This is a genomic window from Arthrobacter sp. ES3-54 (assembly GCF_029504395.1).
GTDB lineage: Bacteria > Actinomycetota > Actinomycetes > Actinomycetales > Micrococcaceae > Arthrobacter.
The window spans coordinates 44711-58412 of sequence record NZ_JAQFIF010000014.1 but is presented as its reverse complement, the minus strand read 5'-3'; the positions used below and the strand labels follow the sequence as shown (position 1 = coordinate 58412).

Sequence of the window (13702 nt, the reverse complement as noted above, 5' to 3'; positions counted from 1 at the left end):
GATCCCGACTTGCCGTACATATGTGGCGGGTTTCCTCAACAAGTGTCACGCTATTCATGTTTGACCCCTAAAATCTAAATAGTACGGTGACTATTTAGACTTCCGGAGGATCCATGACCCGTTGGCCCGCACACGGCAGCAAGACGATGCCGTGGAAGTCGTCCGGGCGGCCCCCGCGCGAAGACCGGGAATTCACCGAGGTTGTGGTCTCGCTGCCACCCATGATCGCCGGGAGCTGGTTCGATCCGGGCCGCGAGACCATTGTCGCCCTGGAGGAGGCCGCGGTTGCCATAGCGTCCCTGGACGTCACGGCCGGCACCCGGATGGCCGCCATCAGCGGGTTCCTGCTCCGCAGCGAGGCCGTCTCCTCCTCCAAAATCGAGCACGTCAACGCCAACCGCGACGACTACGCGCGGGCCATGATCGGGCTCAAGACCAGTGATGACGCCCGCTCAATGGTGGCTGCAGCCGACGCCGTACAAGGGATGATCGACGACGCCGGGCGAACCGGAGAGATCCGGCTGGAGGCAATGCTGGGTGCCCATCACACGCTCATGAAGGACGACCCGATGGACGGCCCACACGCCGGCAAGTTCAGGGACGTTCAAAACTGGATCGGCGGCAGCGACCATTCACCGCGCGGCGCCATCCATGTCCCGCCCCCGCCGGAGCTCGTGCCGGAACTGATGGAGGACCTGATGGCCTTCTGCAATCGCCGCGACATCCCCATCATGGCGCAGGCGGCGATCGCGCACGCCCACTTCGAATCCATCCACCCGTTCACCGACGGGAACGGCCGGATCGGCCGGGCCCTGATCGGTGCGATTTCCCGGCGTCGGGGGCTCACAAAGAACACGGTCACCCCGATCGCGTCGGCGATGGTCGCCGACGTCGACACGTATTTCAGCCTCGTCAACAACTACCGCTCCGGCGATGCCGATCCGTTCGTGCTCTACCTGGCCCGTTCCGCGGTCCGCGCCTCGGACGCCGCCCGGGAATCCGTGGCCGCACTCGATGCCCTGCCGGCGATGTGGCTGGAGTTGGCCAGGCCACGCAGGGGCTCCGCGGACGAGAAGATCATCCCGTGGCTGCTGGAGCGGCCCGTGTTCGAGGCCCACAGCGCTGCCCATGTTGCCGGCGTCGCCGAGAGTTCCGTCTACGCCGCGCTGCATCGGCTCGCCAACGCCGGGGTGATCACCCCGGTGACCCAGTCAAAGCGCAGCCGTGCCTGGGCGGCGACCGAGGTCCTCGACGAGGTGGACCGGCTCAACAACCGGCTGGCCGACGCCGGGAAGGCCGGCTGAGCGGGCGACGACTTCTCGCAGGCGGCCGGGAGGCCTTGATCCTCACGCGGCGTGAGGATCTACCGTTGTGCCTATGAAACAGACGAGCGGTGCCGGAGGCCGATGGAGCATCGGCGAACTCGCCAAAGCGTGTGGCGTCACGGTCCGGACCCTCCATCACTACGATGAGATCGGACTGCTGTCAGCAGGCCAGCGGACCGCTTCCGGTCACCGCCGCTACACCGAGGAAGACGTGCGGCGGCTGTACCGGATCCGGGCGCTGCAGATGCTGGGCCTCCCACTGGCCGATATCGGCGCCGCGTTGGCAACCCCTGCCGATGACATGGCTTCACTGCGCATCCTCCTGGAACAGCAATTGCTGCACATGAGCCGGTACGCCGAGCAGGTCCAAGCAGTCCAGGACCGGCTGCGGGACCTGCTTTCCCGCATCGATAGCTCACGCATTGAGGGGGCCGCCATGCCGGCCCCGGAACAGTTCATGTCAACGTTGGAGATGATCACCGTGCTCGAAAACCACTTCACACCAGAACAGCGCCAGGAACTGGCCGACCGCAGGGCCGAACTCGGCAGCGACCGCATCGAGGCCGCCAAAGCCCGATGGGCCGCGTTGGTCGAGGAGGGCCTCAGGCACGTCGAGAACGGGACGCCGGTCTCTGATCCGTCCATTCGGGAGTGGGTCAGGGCATGGGACGAAATCGGATCCATGTTCCATTCAGGTGAACAGACCAAAGCCGCCGCCCGTTCCATGTGGCAGGACAATAGCGCCGCCCTCAGCGCGGATATGCCATGGTCCTCGGAGCAACTGGCCGGCCTCCTGGCCTACCTGCAAAAGGCAAGGGCGCAACCCTGACCACTTCCGGGAGATGCGGTGCAATCGGTGCCGTCGCAGGCCGCAATGACGCGCAATTGGCCCGTGCCTCTTGACGTCTATTTAGCAGTGCTTTTTGAGAGTGCTGGATGCAGAATGGAAGGAAGCCGGGCTGTTTCCTCAGCCCCCTCCAGCATCGAGGACGGCACATCATGACGAGCAATAAGACACGGACTGCACTTGTGTTGGCCACGGCTTTGATCGGGGTGAGCGGCTGTGCGGGAGGCGGCGGAACTACGGCGTCGGCCCCCGCCACGACGGCCGGGACATCTCCCAGCATGTCGATGGAGCCGTCTGCCCCGGCGGGCTCCACGGCCTCCGGGCCAGGAAGCGGGGCGGCAAACGCCGCTGCCGCGACAATCACGATCAGCAACTTCGCCTACCAGATCCCGGGTTCGGTGGCCCCCGGGGCGGAGGTGAAGGTGATCAACATGGACACTGCCGAGCACACGGTGACGGCAGACCAGGATGCGACGCTCTTTGATGTCGAGGTCAAGGAAAACGGCGGTACTGCCACCTTCAAGGCGCCATCCAAGCCAGGCACTTACCCATTTCACTGCAGGTACCACTCCAACATGCATGGCTCCCTGACGGTCAAATAGGTACGACGCCGGCTGGGGCGGGCACTTGACGGTCTCGATCGAGAAAGGTGCCGTGGTGTGGCTACCCAGACCCCCTCACCGTCGCTTGACCCATCCGTCGTTGATGACTTGAGTTCGGCTCTCCGGGGCTGGCTGTTCCGTCCTGGAGAATTCGGCTACGACGACGCCCGGAAGGTCTTCAATGCGATGATTGACCGCCGTCCGGACCTGATCGTCCGCCCCGCTGACGCCGAGGATGTCCGCCGCGCGGTGACCTTCGCCCGGGAGAACAATCTCCCTGTCTCCATTAAGGGCGGCGGTCACAACGTGGCCGGGAACGCCGTCGGCGCCCATGGGCTCATGCTTGATTGCTCTGGCATGAAGAATGTTCAGATCGATGCCGAACGGCGCGTCGCCGTGGCTGGAGCGGGTGCGCTCCTGGCCGACCTTGACGTTGCCACACAGGCATATGGCCTAGCCACGCCGCTCGGAGTCGTCTCGGTTACCGGCATCGGCGGGTTGACCCTCGGCGGTGGCATCGGCTGGCTCAACGGCAAGCACGGGCTCGCCTGCGACAACGTGCTGGCCGCCGACGTCGTGACGTCCGATGGCAAGCTGCTGACGGTGAGCCCCGACCAACACGTAGACCTCTACTGGGCCATCCGGGGTGGCGGCGGGAACTTCGGCGTTGTTACGTCGTTCACCTATCGTTTGCATCCCGTTGGGCCGGTTCTTGCCGGGGCGCTCTCGTTCCCGGCCGAACGGACGGGGGAGGTCCTGCGGTTTTACCCCGAATTCGCCGCTTCTTGTCCGGACGAACTCTCGATGTCGGCGAGTCTGGGGTGTGACGCCTCGGGGCGCCCTGTGTTTGGCGTAGGCGTCTGCTGGAGCGGAGAGCATGATGAGGCGGAGCTGGCCCTCCGACCGCTCCGCGAGCTCGGCCCAGCTGTGGACGTGGTGGTGCCAACCGACTACGTCGTCCTGCAGAGCGCTCACGACGTGGGCTTTCCGGTGGGCCAGAACCACTACTGGAAATCGAGCTTCTTCACCGAGTTCACCGCCGACGCCGTCGATATCCTGCTCCAGTTTGCGACCGAGATGCCTTCAGCGGCGAGTGGCATCGGAATGCAGCAACTACATGGTGTGGCCGCCCGGGTCGACCCGGCAGCCACGGCATTTCCCCATCGCCGGTCGCAGAGCGAGCTCCTCATCCTGGCCCAGTGGGCCGACCCGGCAGAGACGGAGCGCAACGTCGGCTGGGCCCGCGCGTTCTTCGAGGCGATGCAGCCCTTCGCCGCGGGCGGGGTTTACGTTAACGATCTGGGCCAAGAGGGGGAGGAGCGCGTGAGGGCAGCCTACGGCGCCAATTACGATCGGCTGGCCGCCGTCAAAGCCACATACGACCCAACCAACCTCTTCCGATCAAATCAGAACGTCCGCCCGATCGCATAGGAAGTCCGCCGCTGGGATCGGCGCAAGGCGACGTCGGAGACTGGCCGGGGCAACCATTGACCGATCCACAGGCAGGAAGGACTCTCTCATTTGCCCGGCAGCCACAGTTTGTAAGGCCACGCGGGCCTTTGGCCAATCTGGCCTGCGCCCAGTAGCCTTCTGGGATGTTGGAGGACGAGCAGGAACTGACAGGGGGAAACGCGTCGGCAAGGGTCGTGCGCGTTGGTCAAACCGTCCGAAAACCTTGGCTGGAAATCTCTTCCGCCGTACAGAGCTATCTTGGTGCGCTCCGGTCATCAGGCGTGGATGTTCCTCAGCCCCTAGGCCGGGACGCAGACGACCGGCATGTGGTCGAGTACATCGAAGGCGTACTCGCGCTGGATCAGATGCCGCTCGGGCAGGACGATTTGCTACGGGTTGGCCGGATGATTCGGCATATCCATGATGCGAGTGAAGTTGCCGTGATTCCCCATCCGGACGACTGGAACATGCTGCTGCCCGCTGAGAATCCGAACCTGATGTGCCATAACGACCTCGCTCCGTGGAACCTGATCATCGGAGACCGCTGGGTGTTCATCGATTGGGATGGCGCCGGTCCCAGCACGCGGCTGTGGGATTTGGCCTACGCCGCGCAGTCGTTCGGCCAGCTGTGCGACGGGCAACCAGTGGAAAATGCGGCTCTGAGATTGCGTGCCGTTGTTGACGGATACGAAGCCGATGGCGCATTACGCAAGGCGCTGCCGGCCGTTATGGCGAAACGAACAGCAGCGATGTTCAATCTTCTGGAGTCCTCGAACCAGACCGGGTTCCAGCCCTGGGCCGACATGTGCGTCAATGGACACGGCGAGCACTGGCGAGCCGCGGCTCAATACGTCGCACGGCATCAAGCGGCCTGGGAGCAGGCCCTCGCGTAGCTGGGCAAAAAAGTTTCGGCTACGCAGCCGCCTACGTGCCAGAATCCTCACATGACCAAGGAACGCAGTGAACTGAAGAGCACCGGATACGAGATCTTCATCGGCATCCTTTCGATCCTGTCGATCGTCAATCTCGTGCTCTTGTATGTCGTGCAGGACACGTCGCTCGACACCGTGCTCACCGTGATGAACGCCATTTTCAGCGTGATCTTCCTCGCCGACTTCCTTTTTCGGATTGTCACCGCGCCATCGGCGGGTGCCTATTTCTTCAAGCACTTCGGCTGGGCCGACCTGTTGGCCAGCGTGCCTGTCGCGCAATTCAAGATCCTACGGATCTTCCGGCTGATCAGGGTGTACCGCCTGCTCCGCGAGGTCGGCGTCCGCACGATCGGCCGCGCGCTGATCAAAGACCGGGCCGGCAGTTCCCTGTACGTACTGTTGCTCATGGGCATTTTGGTCCTGGAATTCGGAAGCTTCACGATGCTCCGCGTCGAGCAGTACGCCCCAGGGGCCAATATCACTAGCGCCTCGGACGCCATCTGGTACACCATCGTCACGATCTCGACAGTTGGATACGGTGACCAATATCCGGTCACCGATCTGGGCCGTGTCATCGGGTCAGGCATCATCGTCCTCGGTGTCGGTATCTTCGGCACGTTCACCGGATACCTGGCCAACTTCTTCCTGGCCCCCAAGAAGGATTCCGCACCGCCCGTCGATGTGGCTGACGCGAGTACCGCGACAGTCGAAGGGCTCCGCCTGAACCTCGAAGAGTCCGAAGCGAAGCTCGCCCAGATCAGAAAGCTCCTTGCCGGCCCAACCCAATGAACGCGCCGCTCCGGACCCGGCGCGGGCCGTCCCGTCGGCGTGCCGGAACTGCAGGTTGCACTAAGCCCGAAGGATGAGTTTTCGGTGGGTCGCGGCATCCATCATGTCTTGTGAACGGTCGCTCGTGGGCTACTTTGTGGGCGTGGCGTTTGGCTCTGGTGGTGCTGCTCCAGAACGTCCCGGGCGGTGGTCCATTTCCGCCTTCCGTACCGGTCGTTGTTGATGAAGCGCAGAGTAGCGTCTCCGCTGAACATGCTGGCGAAGTACTGCATGCCCTGCCATGGCGGGAACGGTTCGGTAGAGGCCGGCATGATGGCTCTGACTGCCCGACTCATGGCAGTCAGGGAACCAACACTGCCCGCGTAGAGTAGCCGGAATGGCGTGCCGGTCAGGTCGGTCATGGTGGATGCCAGATTCCTTGCCGTGACCTGGTCCCCGGCGATCTGGAGGACACGGGGCGCCCGCTCGTCGACGGCGGCAGCGGCTGTGTAGGTGGCAGTGTCGTCTTTGGTGGTGAAGTCGAGCACCTGGTCGGGGTCGGACCAGAAGAGCACACGGCGCCGTGAGAACAGGATCATTGGTGCCTGCCCGGAGAGCATGTCGGTGAAGGCGCCGTTGAGGATCGATGTGGCCTGGATTTGAGTTGCGTCCAGTCTCTGAGCGAAGTCTCTGCGGAGCTCCAAGTTCCGGTTGCTTCGAGGCCGGATACCACGGTAATCGATTGAGAAATCGGACGGGATGAAACGGGGCACGCCCACCGCGGCCGCCGCCTCCAGCAAGCGCGATTGAGCACCTAGGATAACGCTGTCGAGACCGTTGATCGCCGAGACCACACAGCCAACATCCGTGCAGGCCCTTCGGAGAGCGTCCGGATCATCGTAGTCCGCCTGGACCACCTCGGCGCCCTGGGCGCGTAGTTGTGCGATCCGCGCTGAGTTGGTCTCGGGTCGAGTCAGGACCCGAACGGTGGCCCCCAGGGCGATCAGATTCCGCAGGATTAGTCCGCCGAGATCGCCGGTGGCACCGGCGAGAAGGACGGTGCCTGGAGGGGGTGTTGTCGCGGTCATTGATTGCACCTCGAGTGATGTCTGGTGGAAAGGCGATAGTCCGCTCAAGACTACCAACAGCGGGGGAGACAGATTCTGAGTGCGGCACCGGCTCGCCGCCCTCAACCGAGGGTGATCGAAGGCCTCCCTACATCATCATCTGGGGGCTCACTCCTCGAAACCGATGTCCGCCAATGTCAGCGCCGGCGGGGAACTTCCGTCGATGTCCACTACGCCGAACTCCTTGGCAACCGCGGCGGCGACCAGCACTTGGCCGGTCCGCGCCATCAGGTTCGGGTCGCGGAACAGCGCGTTGATCACGCGGCCGATGAACTCGGGGCTTTCGCTGGTGGAGAGATCGAACGCGCCGCTTTTCGCCGCAGCCACGACCGCCTCGGTTCGAACCAGCCCGGGGTAGAGCGAGACCACCGGAACAGCGAACGGTTTCAGCTCGACGGCCATGTCGGAGGTCATCTTGTCCGTGGCTGCTTTTGCGATGCCGTAGATCGTGTTGCCGAGGTGGCGCTGCGCCGACCAGAAGCTGATGTTGATGATCAAGCCGCGGCGCCGTGGCGTCATCATGCGCGCCGCGTGTGCCGAACACTCAAATGCCGCGCGCACTCCGGCGTCCATCATGCCGGTCCAGCGATGCGCCGGCTGGTCCCAAAACGGCGCAGGCCACGTGAATGCTCCATCTTCGACCATCTTCTCGTAGCCGCCCCAGGCGCAATTGACTAGGAGATCGAGGCGGCCGCACTCGGACCGGATCGTTTCGAACACGTGCGCCGTTTCTTCGTCTTTGAGATGGTCGCAGCGCAGGCGCCGGATCTCCGGCGGCAGGTCCGCCTGCTCGATCGAGCGGCCCGAGCCGTAAACTCGAAATTCCGCTTCCAGCAGGCCAATCGCGATGCCCCGGCCGACGCCTCGGCTGGCACCGGTCACGAGCGCGACTTTTCCCGTCGGCGCTTCATTGCGTTCGCGTCCGTTGATCATGCTTAGCGGCCCCCGCTTGCGTTCCGTTCCGTGATCCCCATGATAGGCCGGAGCCGGCGCCTTGGCGCCGGGCGCCCGCACGTCGCTTCGCGCCGCTCAGCGTTCCCCACATCGTGACCGTCGGGTGGCAGTCATGGTCGTTGGCCGACGTCGGGGATTTGTGAGGATGACGAGTTGCTGGGTGGCCCGGGTCATCGCGACATAGCGGTCCACCGCTCCCTCAATGCCTGTGCCGAACGCCTCCGGGTCGACGAGGACCACCAGGTCGAACTCGAGTCCCTTCGCCAGCTCCGGGGTCAGCGATCTGACGCGGGACGTCGCCCGGAACGGGCCGGTCTCGATGCCGCCAGGGCCGATGACGCAGGCGGTCCCGTCGGCATGCGCGGCGAGCCAGCTGTCGAGGATCGAGCCCAGCTCCGCCGTCGACCCGTGGACGACGGGGATGCCGCTGCTGCGGATAGACGTCGGCACATTGGCGTCCGGAAGGGCTGCCCTGATGACCGGCTCGGCTTCCGCCATGACCTCCTCGGGCGTTCGGTAGTTGATGCCAAGGGTCGCCAGATTCACGCTGGTCACTCCGACCCGCTCGAGCCGTTCCAGCCACGGCTCCGCGAACACGTGCCTGGCCTGGGCGCGGTCCCCGACGACGGTGAAGCTCCGGGACGGGCAGCGGAGCAGCAGCATCTGCCACTCCGCGTCGGTCAGCTCCTGCGCCTCGTCCACGACGGCGTGGGCGAACGGGCCTGCAAGCTCGTCCGGGTCCGCGCTGGGAGTGACACCCTCGTCGCCCAACTTGTCCTGCAAGTCCTGCCCGCGCAGCATCGACATCACCAGGAGTTCGGAGTCGTCGGCCGCGATCAGGTCGTCGACCACACGGTCCATGAGCTCTCGCTCCGCATTCACGACGGCGTCCTGCCGACGCTTGCGCCGTGAGGCCTCGGGGTCGCCGAGCCGCTGCCGGGCCGCATCCAGGAGCGGCAAGTCGGACACGGTCCAGGCCTGGGCGTCGTGGCGCTGCAGCTTAGTGACCTCGTCAGGACGGAGCCAAGGGGCGCACATGCGCAGGTACGCGGGCACGGACCAGAGGTCGCCGACAAGGTCGGTGTAGTTCAGCAGCGGCCACGCCCTGCTGAACGCGCCGACCAACTCCGCGTTCTGCGCCAACGCCCTGCGGAGCAAGCCGTCCGGGACGTCGTCGCCGTCGTGCTTGTCCACGAGGATTGTGAGCAGCTCCTCCCAGACCTGTTCACGCGCCTCGTTGTGCGGGGTGCCGGGTTCTGGCGCTGCGTACGCCTCGGCCCACTCGTCAACGCTGAGCCAGAGGTCGGCGTACGGCGTCTCGATCGCCATCCCCTTGGAGGGCGGCTCCTCGTAGAACCGGACGGCTGGCTCGATCGCCTTCACCATGTCCGCGTTCGACTTCAGGAGGGCTACGTCCGGGTCGGTCTCGATCGCTGCGGTGGCTCCCTCGGGGACGAGGTCCCGCAACGTGCAGGTCCGCACGCCTTCCTCTCCGAGGCTGGGGAGGACGTCGGCGACGTAGGCCAGGTAGGGCCGGTGCGGTCCGATGAACAGCACGCCGCTTTTGCCGTGGACACCACGGTGGCCAAGGCGGGGGTCGGAGTAAAGGAGGTAGGCGGAGCGGTGCAGGGCGACGACCGTTTTCCCCGTCCCTGGACCGCCGTCGACGACGAGAGCGCCGCGGGATGACGCGCGAATGATGGCGTCCTGGTCAGCCTGGATGGTGCCGAGCACGTCTCGCATCCGGGCGGAGCGGCTGCTGCCCAGGCTGGCGATGAAGGCGGAAAGGTCCTCGAGGGCGGCGTGCCCAACCAGGCCGTCCGGGGTGAACACCTCGTCCCAGTAGTCGGTGATTCGGCCGCGGGTCCAGCGATACCTGCGGCGGCTTGCCAGACCCATCGGGTTGGCGTGGGTTGCTCCGAAGAACGGCTCGGCGGCGGGGGAGCGCCAGTCGATGAGCAGCCGGCGCCCGTCGCTGTCCGTGAGGCCAAGCCGTCCGACGTACACGGGCTCGGGGTTGTCTGCGCTGACCATGTGTCCGAGGCACAGGTCCAAACCGAAGCGGCGCAGGGCGCGCAGGCGGGCGGTCAGCCGGCCGATTTCCACGTCCCGCTCCAGCGCCTCCTGGCCGAGGTGGGCGGGCGCCCTGCGCGTGGTATCGAGACGGTCGGAGAGGTCGGCGATCGTCTGCTCGAGGCTCTCCGCGATGGCTGCGAAGTGCTGCTCGTCGCCGGCGATCAGCATCGGGTCGGCCTTGGGCGTGAGGTGGTTGGGAAGGTTGAACGCACTGGTGGTCAAGGGCACGTCATCAGCTCTTTTCTAGAGGTGCCGAACCAGGTGGAGATCGCTTCCCGCAGAGCGGGCGCGCGGTCCCGGTGGGTTCGTTGGCCTCCCAATTTTGCGGCCTGAACCGGGGCTTGCGGCAAGACCCCCTATGCCCTATAGATTGAAAGTAAGGAAGGAATGTGTCGTCTTCCATTTCCCCTATCCCGCCGCCGACGTATGGCCCCCTGCCCCACTGTGCTCCGTGGCAGACTTTCTGCCATGGAGCCAATGGATTGTCTGGTCATCTACGTCCCCACCGAAGCTGCGCACGCGGTCCGGCAGGCCATTGGCGACGCCGGCGCGGGCAGGCTGGGCAACTACTCGCACTGCTCCTTCAGCCTCGAAGGCACCGGCCGCTTTACGCCGCTGCAGGGCGCGAACCCGACCATCGGCGTCGTCGATACGCCCGAAGGAGTGCCGGAAACCCGGGTCGAGGCGATCTACCCGCGCTCCCGGCGCAACGCCGTCGTCGACGCCGCGCTGTCCGCGCATCCGTACGAGACGCCGGCGTTCATGACCTTCCCGGTCGATGCCAGCCTGCCGGACGGAACGGGCCCCGGGGACTAGCGCAGTCGGGGAACACGAGGTTCCCGACGCCGGAAGGGGCAGGTCAGGGGTGCCGGGTGGCCCGCACGACGACGTCGTGCAGCGGGAAGGCTCGACCCCCGGGGCCGAGGAGTGTTCGGGTTATCTCCTCCGCAGTCTCGATGCTCCATATTGCAGCGTCGAGGCTCCGGATGATGTCGCCGAGAGTGGCCGTCGCCTCGGCGGGAGGATGATGCCCGTGTCCCGCAGAGGCAGTGCGCTGCAGGTGCCCGGTGATCAGCAATGTGCCCCCCGGGGCCACCCATTCCGAGATGCGTTCGTAGAAGGCCAGCTGCGGCATCGCGGGGTGCGCGTAGTTGCTGGTCACAAGGCCGAACCGGCTTCCTGGCTCCCAGGAGGTCAGGTCCGCCTCGACCCAGGTCACCCTGCCGGACACGGACTGCCTTTCTGCACGCTCGGATGCTTGGGCGAGGGCAGCGCCGGAGATGTCGGCGCCGGTGACCTGCCAGCCGTGCGCGGCCAGCCATGTTGCTTCCGGGCCCGTCCCGCATCCGGCATCCAGCGCTGTACCCGGCTCGAGTCCACTGGCTGCACTCATGAGATGCGGGTTCGGGGCGCTACTTCCGGCATCTACCGGCGCAGCATCGTGGGCCTGTTCCCAGTGCCGTTCCCAGTAGTCCTTGTCGAAGCTGTGCGTCATCGCGTCACCTTCGCCTGCGCCAGAGGCGACGCGGCGCCCAATCCTGCTGTGCCACCACCGGCCACCACCACATCCCTCAACGTCCCTGTCTCGGCCATGTCTCGAATCCCTTCCGATCTGATTTCGCTTCAGACACGATGGTCCCGAACAGGCCGGCGGATGTGCAAGCTATATTGCCAAATGGCAAAATATCTCCATGAACGACGATCTCGACCAAACTCTCGACGCCGTCGGACCGCGCCTCAAGCGACTCCGACTCCGCCGGGACGTCACACTCGCGGACCTGGCCGAGCAGACAGGCATCTCCGCCAGCACACTCTCTAGGCTCGAATCAGGCTTACGGCGCCCCACACTCGAGCAGCTGCTTCCACTGGCCCGCGTGCACGGTGTCAGTCTCGACGAACTCGTCGACGCGCCACCGACCGGCGACCCCCGACTGAATTTTCGACCTGTTGCCGGTGCAGACGGGTCGACGATCCTGCCTCTCACGCGCCGGCCAGGGGGTATTCAGGCCTACAAGTTCATCCTCCCCAAAGGTCAAGATGGGCAGGAGCCTCAGCTACGCACGCACGACGGCTACGACTGGGCCTATGTCCTCAACGGCACCTTGCGTCTGGTGCTCGGTGAACACGACCTCATCCTCAAGCCCGGCGAAGCCGCGGAGTTCGACACGCGGACCCCGCACTGGTTCGGCGCCACGAGCGCCGGTCCCGTCGAATTCCTCAGCCTCATCGGCAAGCAAGGCCAACGCGTTCACGTCCGCGCAGCACCCAAACTGGATACCTAGGCCTATCGGCTGATCGGCTCATGCCTCAGGCCGCAGGCGCCATCCGGAGTGCCAGCATCCCGCCTTCGAGGAGTTCAAGTTCGACGATGTGCAGCGTGTGCCGGGTTCCGTCCTCCGGCAGCATCTTCTTGCCACCCCCGAGCACGATGGGGGAGACCAGCAGAACGTACTCGTCGACGAGGTTCTCCGCCATGAGCGTCTTGACGAGCGTCGGGCTTCCCCAGACGATCACGTTTTCCCGTTCGCGAAGCGCGCGGACCCTGCCGGGTATGTCGTTGGTGATAATCGTGCTGTTGTTCCAGTCCGCGTGGTCCATGGTGGTTGACACGACATACTTCGGCATGGCGTTGAACTTGTCGGCGGTGAAGTCGCCCGACCGTGACGGCCAGGAGGCGGCGAATCCGTCATAGGTGACCCGGCCGAGCAGCATCGAGTCCGCATCGGTCAGCACTTGTTCGTTGAATGCCGCGGTAGCGTCACTGAAGAACGGGCCCGTCCAGAGCTGGGGCTCCTCGGCAACGTTGTCCAGAGTGGTAAAAGCGGTGACAGTGAGCTTGCCCATGAAGATCCCCTTCAGGTCGGTGGCGCTTGGCTGTTATCCGCGGCTTGTGAGCCGGAGTGTTCGTGCCTCATGGATGGCGGCCAGGGCAACAGCGCTGGCTGCGAGCCGGAGTGCGTGGACCCTGTACCACCGTTTCAGCAGGGGGTTGCGCCGCATCTCGCTGAGCGGTTGTGGGCTGAAGAACAGGTCGGGGTTGATGGACCGTAGCAGATACGCGGTGACGGCCGCCCCCGTCGTCGAACTGGCAGCAGCGACTATCAGCCATGGCCTGCTGTCGGCATGCTTCCAGCCTGCCACCAGGGCAGCGATGGCCGCTGGGGCGTTGATCGGGGCGATCGGGGCGTAGTAGCGGCCGGGGCTTCCCGCGCCAAAAGGCGAGCGGGGGAGTTCACGGCTTGCTTCCGCGGCCGCGACGCGGTGAGGGATTTTGACGAGGGCCTCATAGAGATTGCCGAAGAACCAATGCGCATGGCTGAACTCCGCCACACCCAATAGCCGATCGGTGAGCAAATCCCGGCGGCCCGAGGAAGTCTGTCCCATGGCGACAATCTACCGCTGATGCCCATCGCCTGGCCATGCAGTTCAGTCACAGCGTCAGTTCTGAACCCGCTGACGATAGTCCCGGGGAGTCTCGCCAGCGTCATTGCGGAAATGCCGGTTGAAATTGGACAGGTTGGTGAATCCCACTTCGTAGCAGATATCGGAGATGGACTTGTCGCTCCGCTCCAGCAGCCGGCGGGCATGGGCCAGACGAAGTTTACGCACCAGATCGCTG

At 65.0% G+C, this 13702-nt stretch carries 15 protein-coding genes; 8 read left to right on the top strand and 7 right to left on the bottom strand.

The window, feature by feature from the left end; translation table 11 throughout:
• Positions 1 to 113 precede the first annotated feature (113 nt).
• From M2428_RS18580 to M2428_RS18555, 6 genes are all read left to right on the top strand, one after another.
• Positions 114 to 1304 carry a Fic family protein gene (locus M2428_RS18580; protein WP_277527436.1) on the top strand — a complete coding sequence of 397 codons (1191 nt, stop codon included), beginning with the start codon at positions 114 to 116 and terminating at the stop codon, positions 1302 to 1304.
• A 73-nt stretch (positions 1305 to 1377) separates the two neighbouring features.
• The gene (locus M2428_RS18575) at positions 1378 to 2154 is read left to right on the top strand and encodes a MerR family transcriptional regulator (RefSeq protein ID WP_277527435.1); all 777 of its coding nucleotides are present in this window, start codon (positions 1378 to 1380) and stop codon (positions 2152 to 2154) included.
• 296 nt (positions 2155 to 2450) lie between these two features.
• Positions 2451 to 2774, top strand: coding sequence for a cupredoxin domain-containing protein (locus tag M2428_RS18570; RefSeq protein WP_277527434.1), 324 nt, complete (start codon positions 2451 to 2453; stop codon positions 2772 to 2774).
• 57 nt (positions 2775 to 2831) lie between these two features.
• Positions 2832 to 4205, top strand: a complete 1374-nt coding sequence (locus M2428_RS18565; protein WP_277527433.1) for an FAD-binding oxidoreductase — start codon at positions 2832 to 2834, stop codon at positions 4203 to 4205.
• Between the two features lie 164 nt (positions 4206 to 4369).
• Positions 4370 to 5119: a phosphotransferase gene (locus tag M2428_RS18560; protein ID WP_277527432.1), complete on the top strand. Its 750-nt coding sequence runs from the start codon at positions 4370 to 4372 to the stop codon at positions 5117 to 5119.
• Between the two features lie 51 nt (positions 5120 to 5170).
• Entirely contained in the window at positions 5171 to 5947 is a 777-nt protein-coding gene (locus tag M2428_RS18555; RefSeq protein WP_277527431.1) for an ion transporter, read from the top strand.
• Positions 5948 to 6048: 101 nt separating this feature from the next.
• Here M2428_RS18555 and M2428_RS18550 read toward each other — a convergent pair whose 3' ends face one another.
• The 3 genes from M2428_RS18550 to helR all read right to left on the bottom strand — a co-directional run bounded on the left by M2428_RS18550 (position 6049) and on the right by helR (position 10311).
• Positions 6049 to 7014: an NmrA family NAD(P)-binding protein gene (locus tag M2428_RS18550; RefSeq protein ID WP_277527430.1), complete on the bottom strand. Its 966-nt coding sequence runs from the start codon at positions 7012 to 7014 to the stop codon at positions 6049 to 6051.
• Positions 7015 to 7161: 147 nt separating this feature from the next.
• On the bottom strand, positions 7162 to 7986 hold the full coding sequence (locus tag M2428_RS18545) for an SDR family NAD(P)-dependent oxidoreductase (RefSeq protein ID WP_277527429.1): 825 nt from the start codon (positions 7984 to 7986) through the stop codon (positions 7162 to 7164).
• Positions 7987 to 8082: 96 nt separating this feature from the next.
• Positions 8083 to 10311, bottom strand: a complete 2229-nt coding sequence (gene helR, locus M2428_RS18540) for an RNA polymerase recycling motor ATPase HelR (protein ID WP_277527428.1) — start codon at positions 10309 to 10311, stop codon at positions 8083 to 8085.
• A 249-nt stretch (positions 10312 to 10560) separates the two neighbouring features.
• On the opposite strand from helR, the gene M2428_RS18535 reads away from it, so the two are divergent.
• The gene (locus tag M2428_RS18535) at positions 10561 to 10899 is read left to right on the top strand and encodes a hypothetical protein (RefSeq protein WP_277527466.1); all 339 of its coding nucleotides are present in this window, start codon (positions 10561 to 10563) and stop codon (positions 10897 to 10899) included.
• 43 nt (positions 10900 to 10942) lie between these two features.
• On the opposite strand, the gene M2428_RS18530 is transcribed toward M2428_RS18535, so the two are convergent.
• Positions 10943 to 11578: a class I SAM-dependent methyltransferase gene (locus M2428_RS18530; RefSeq protein WP_277527427.1), complete on the bottom strand. Its 636-nt coding sequence runs from the start codon at positions 11576 to 11578 to the stop codon at positions 10943 to 10945.
• A gap of 196 nt (positions 11579 to 11774) precedes the next feature.
• On the opposite strand from M2428_RS18530, the gene M2428_RS18525 reads away from it, so the two are divergent.
• The gene (locus M2428_RS18525; RefSeq protein WP_277527426.1) at positions 11775 to 12365 is read left to right on the top strand and encodes an XRE family transcriptional regulator; all 591 of its coding nucleotides are present in this window, start codon (positions 11775 to 11777) and stop codon (positions 12363 to 12365) included.
• Between the two features lie 25 nt (positions 12366 to 12390).
• On the opposite strand, the gene M2428_RS18520 is transcribed toward M2428_RS18525, so the two are convergent.
• From M2428_RS18520 to M2428_RS18510, 3 genes are read right to left on the bottom strand one after another with little or no spacing between them, the layout of a single operon-like run.
• Positions 12391 to 12927 carry a dihydrofolate reductase family protein gene (locus M2428_RS18520; RefSeq protein ID WP_277527425.1) on the bottom strand — a complete coding sequence of 179 codons (537 nt, stop codon included), beginning with the start codon at positions 12925 to 12927 and terminating at the stop codon, positions 12391 to 12393.
• 33 nt (positions 12928 to 12960) lie between these two features.
• Positions 12961 to 13467 carry a hypothetical protein gene (locus M2428_RS18515; RefSeq protein ID WP_277527424.1) on the bottom strand — a complete coding sequence of 169 codons (507 nt, stop codon included), beginning with the start codon at positions 13465 to 13467 and terminating at the stop codon, positions 12961 to 12963.
• A 54-nt stretch (positions 13468 to 13521) separates the two neighbouring features.
• Positions 13522 to 13692, bottom strand: coding sequence for a helix-turn-helix domain-containing protein (locus tag M2428_RS18510; RefSeq protein ID WP_277527423.1), 171 nt, complete (start codon positions 13690 to 13692; stop codon positions 13522 to 13524).
• Positions 13693 to 13702: the final 10 nt, after the last annotated feature.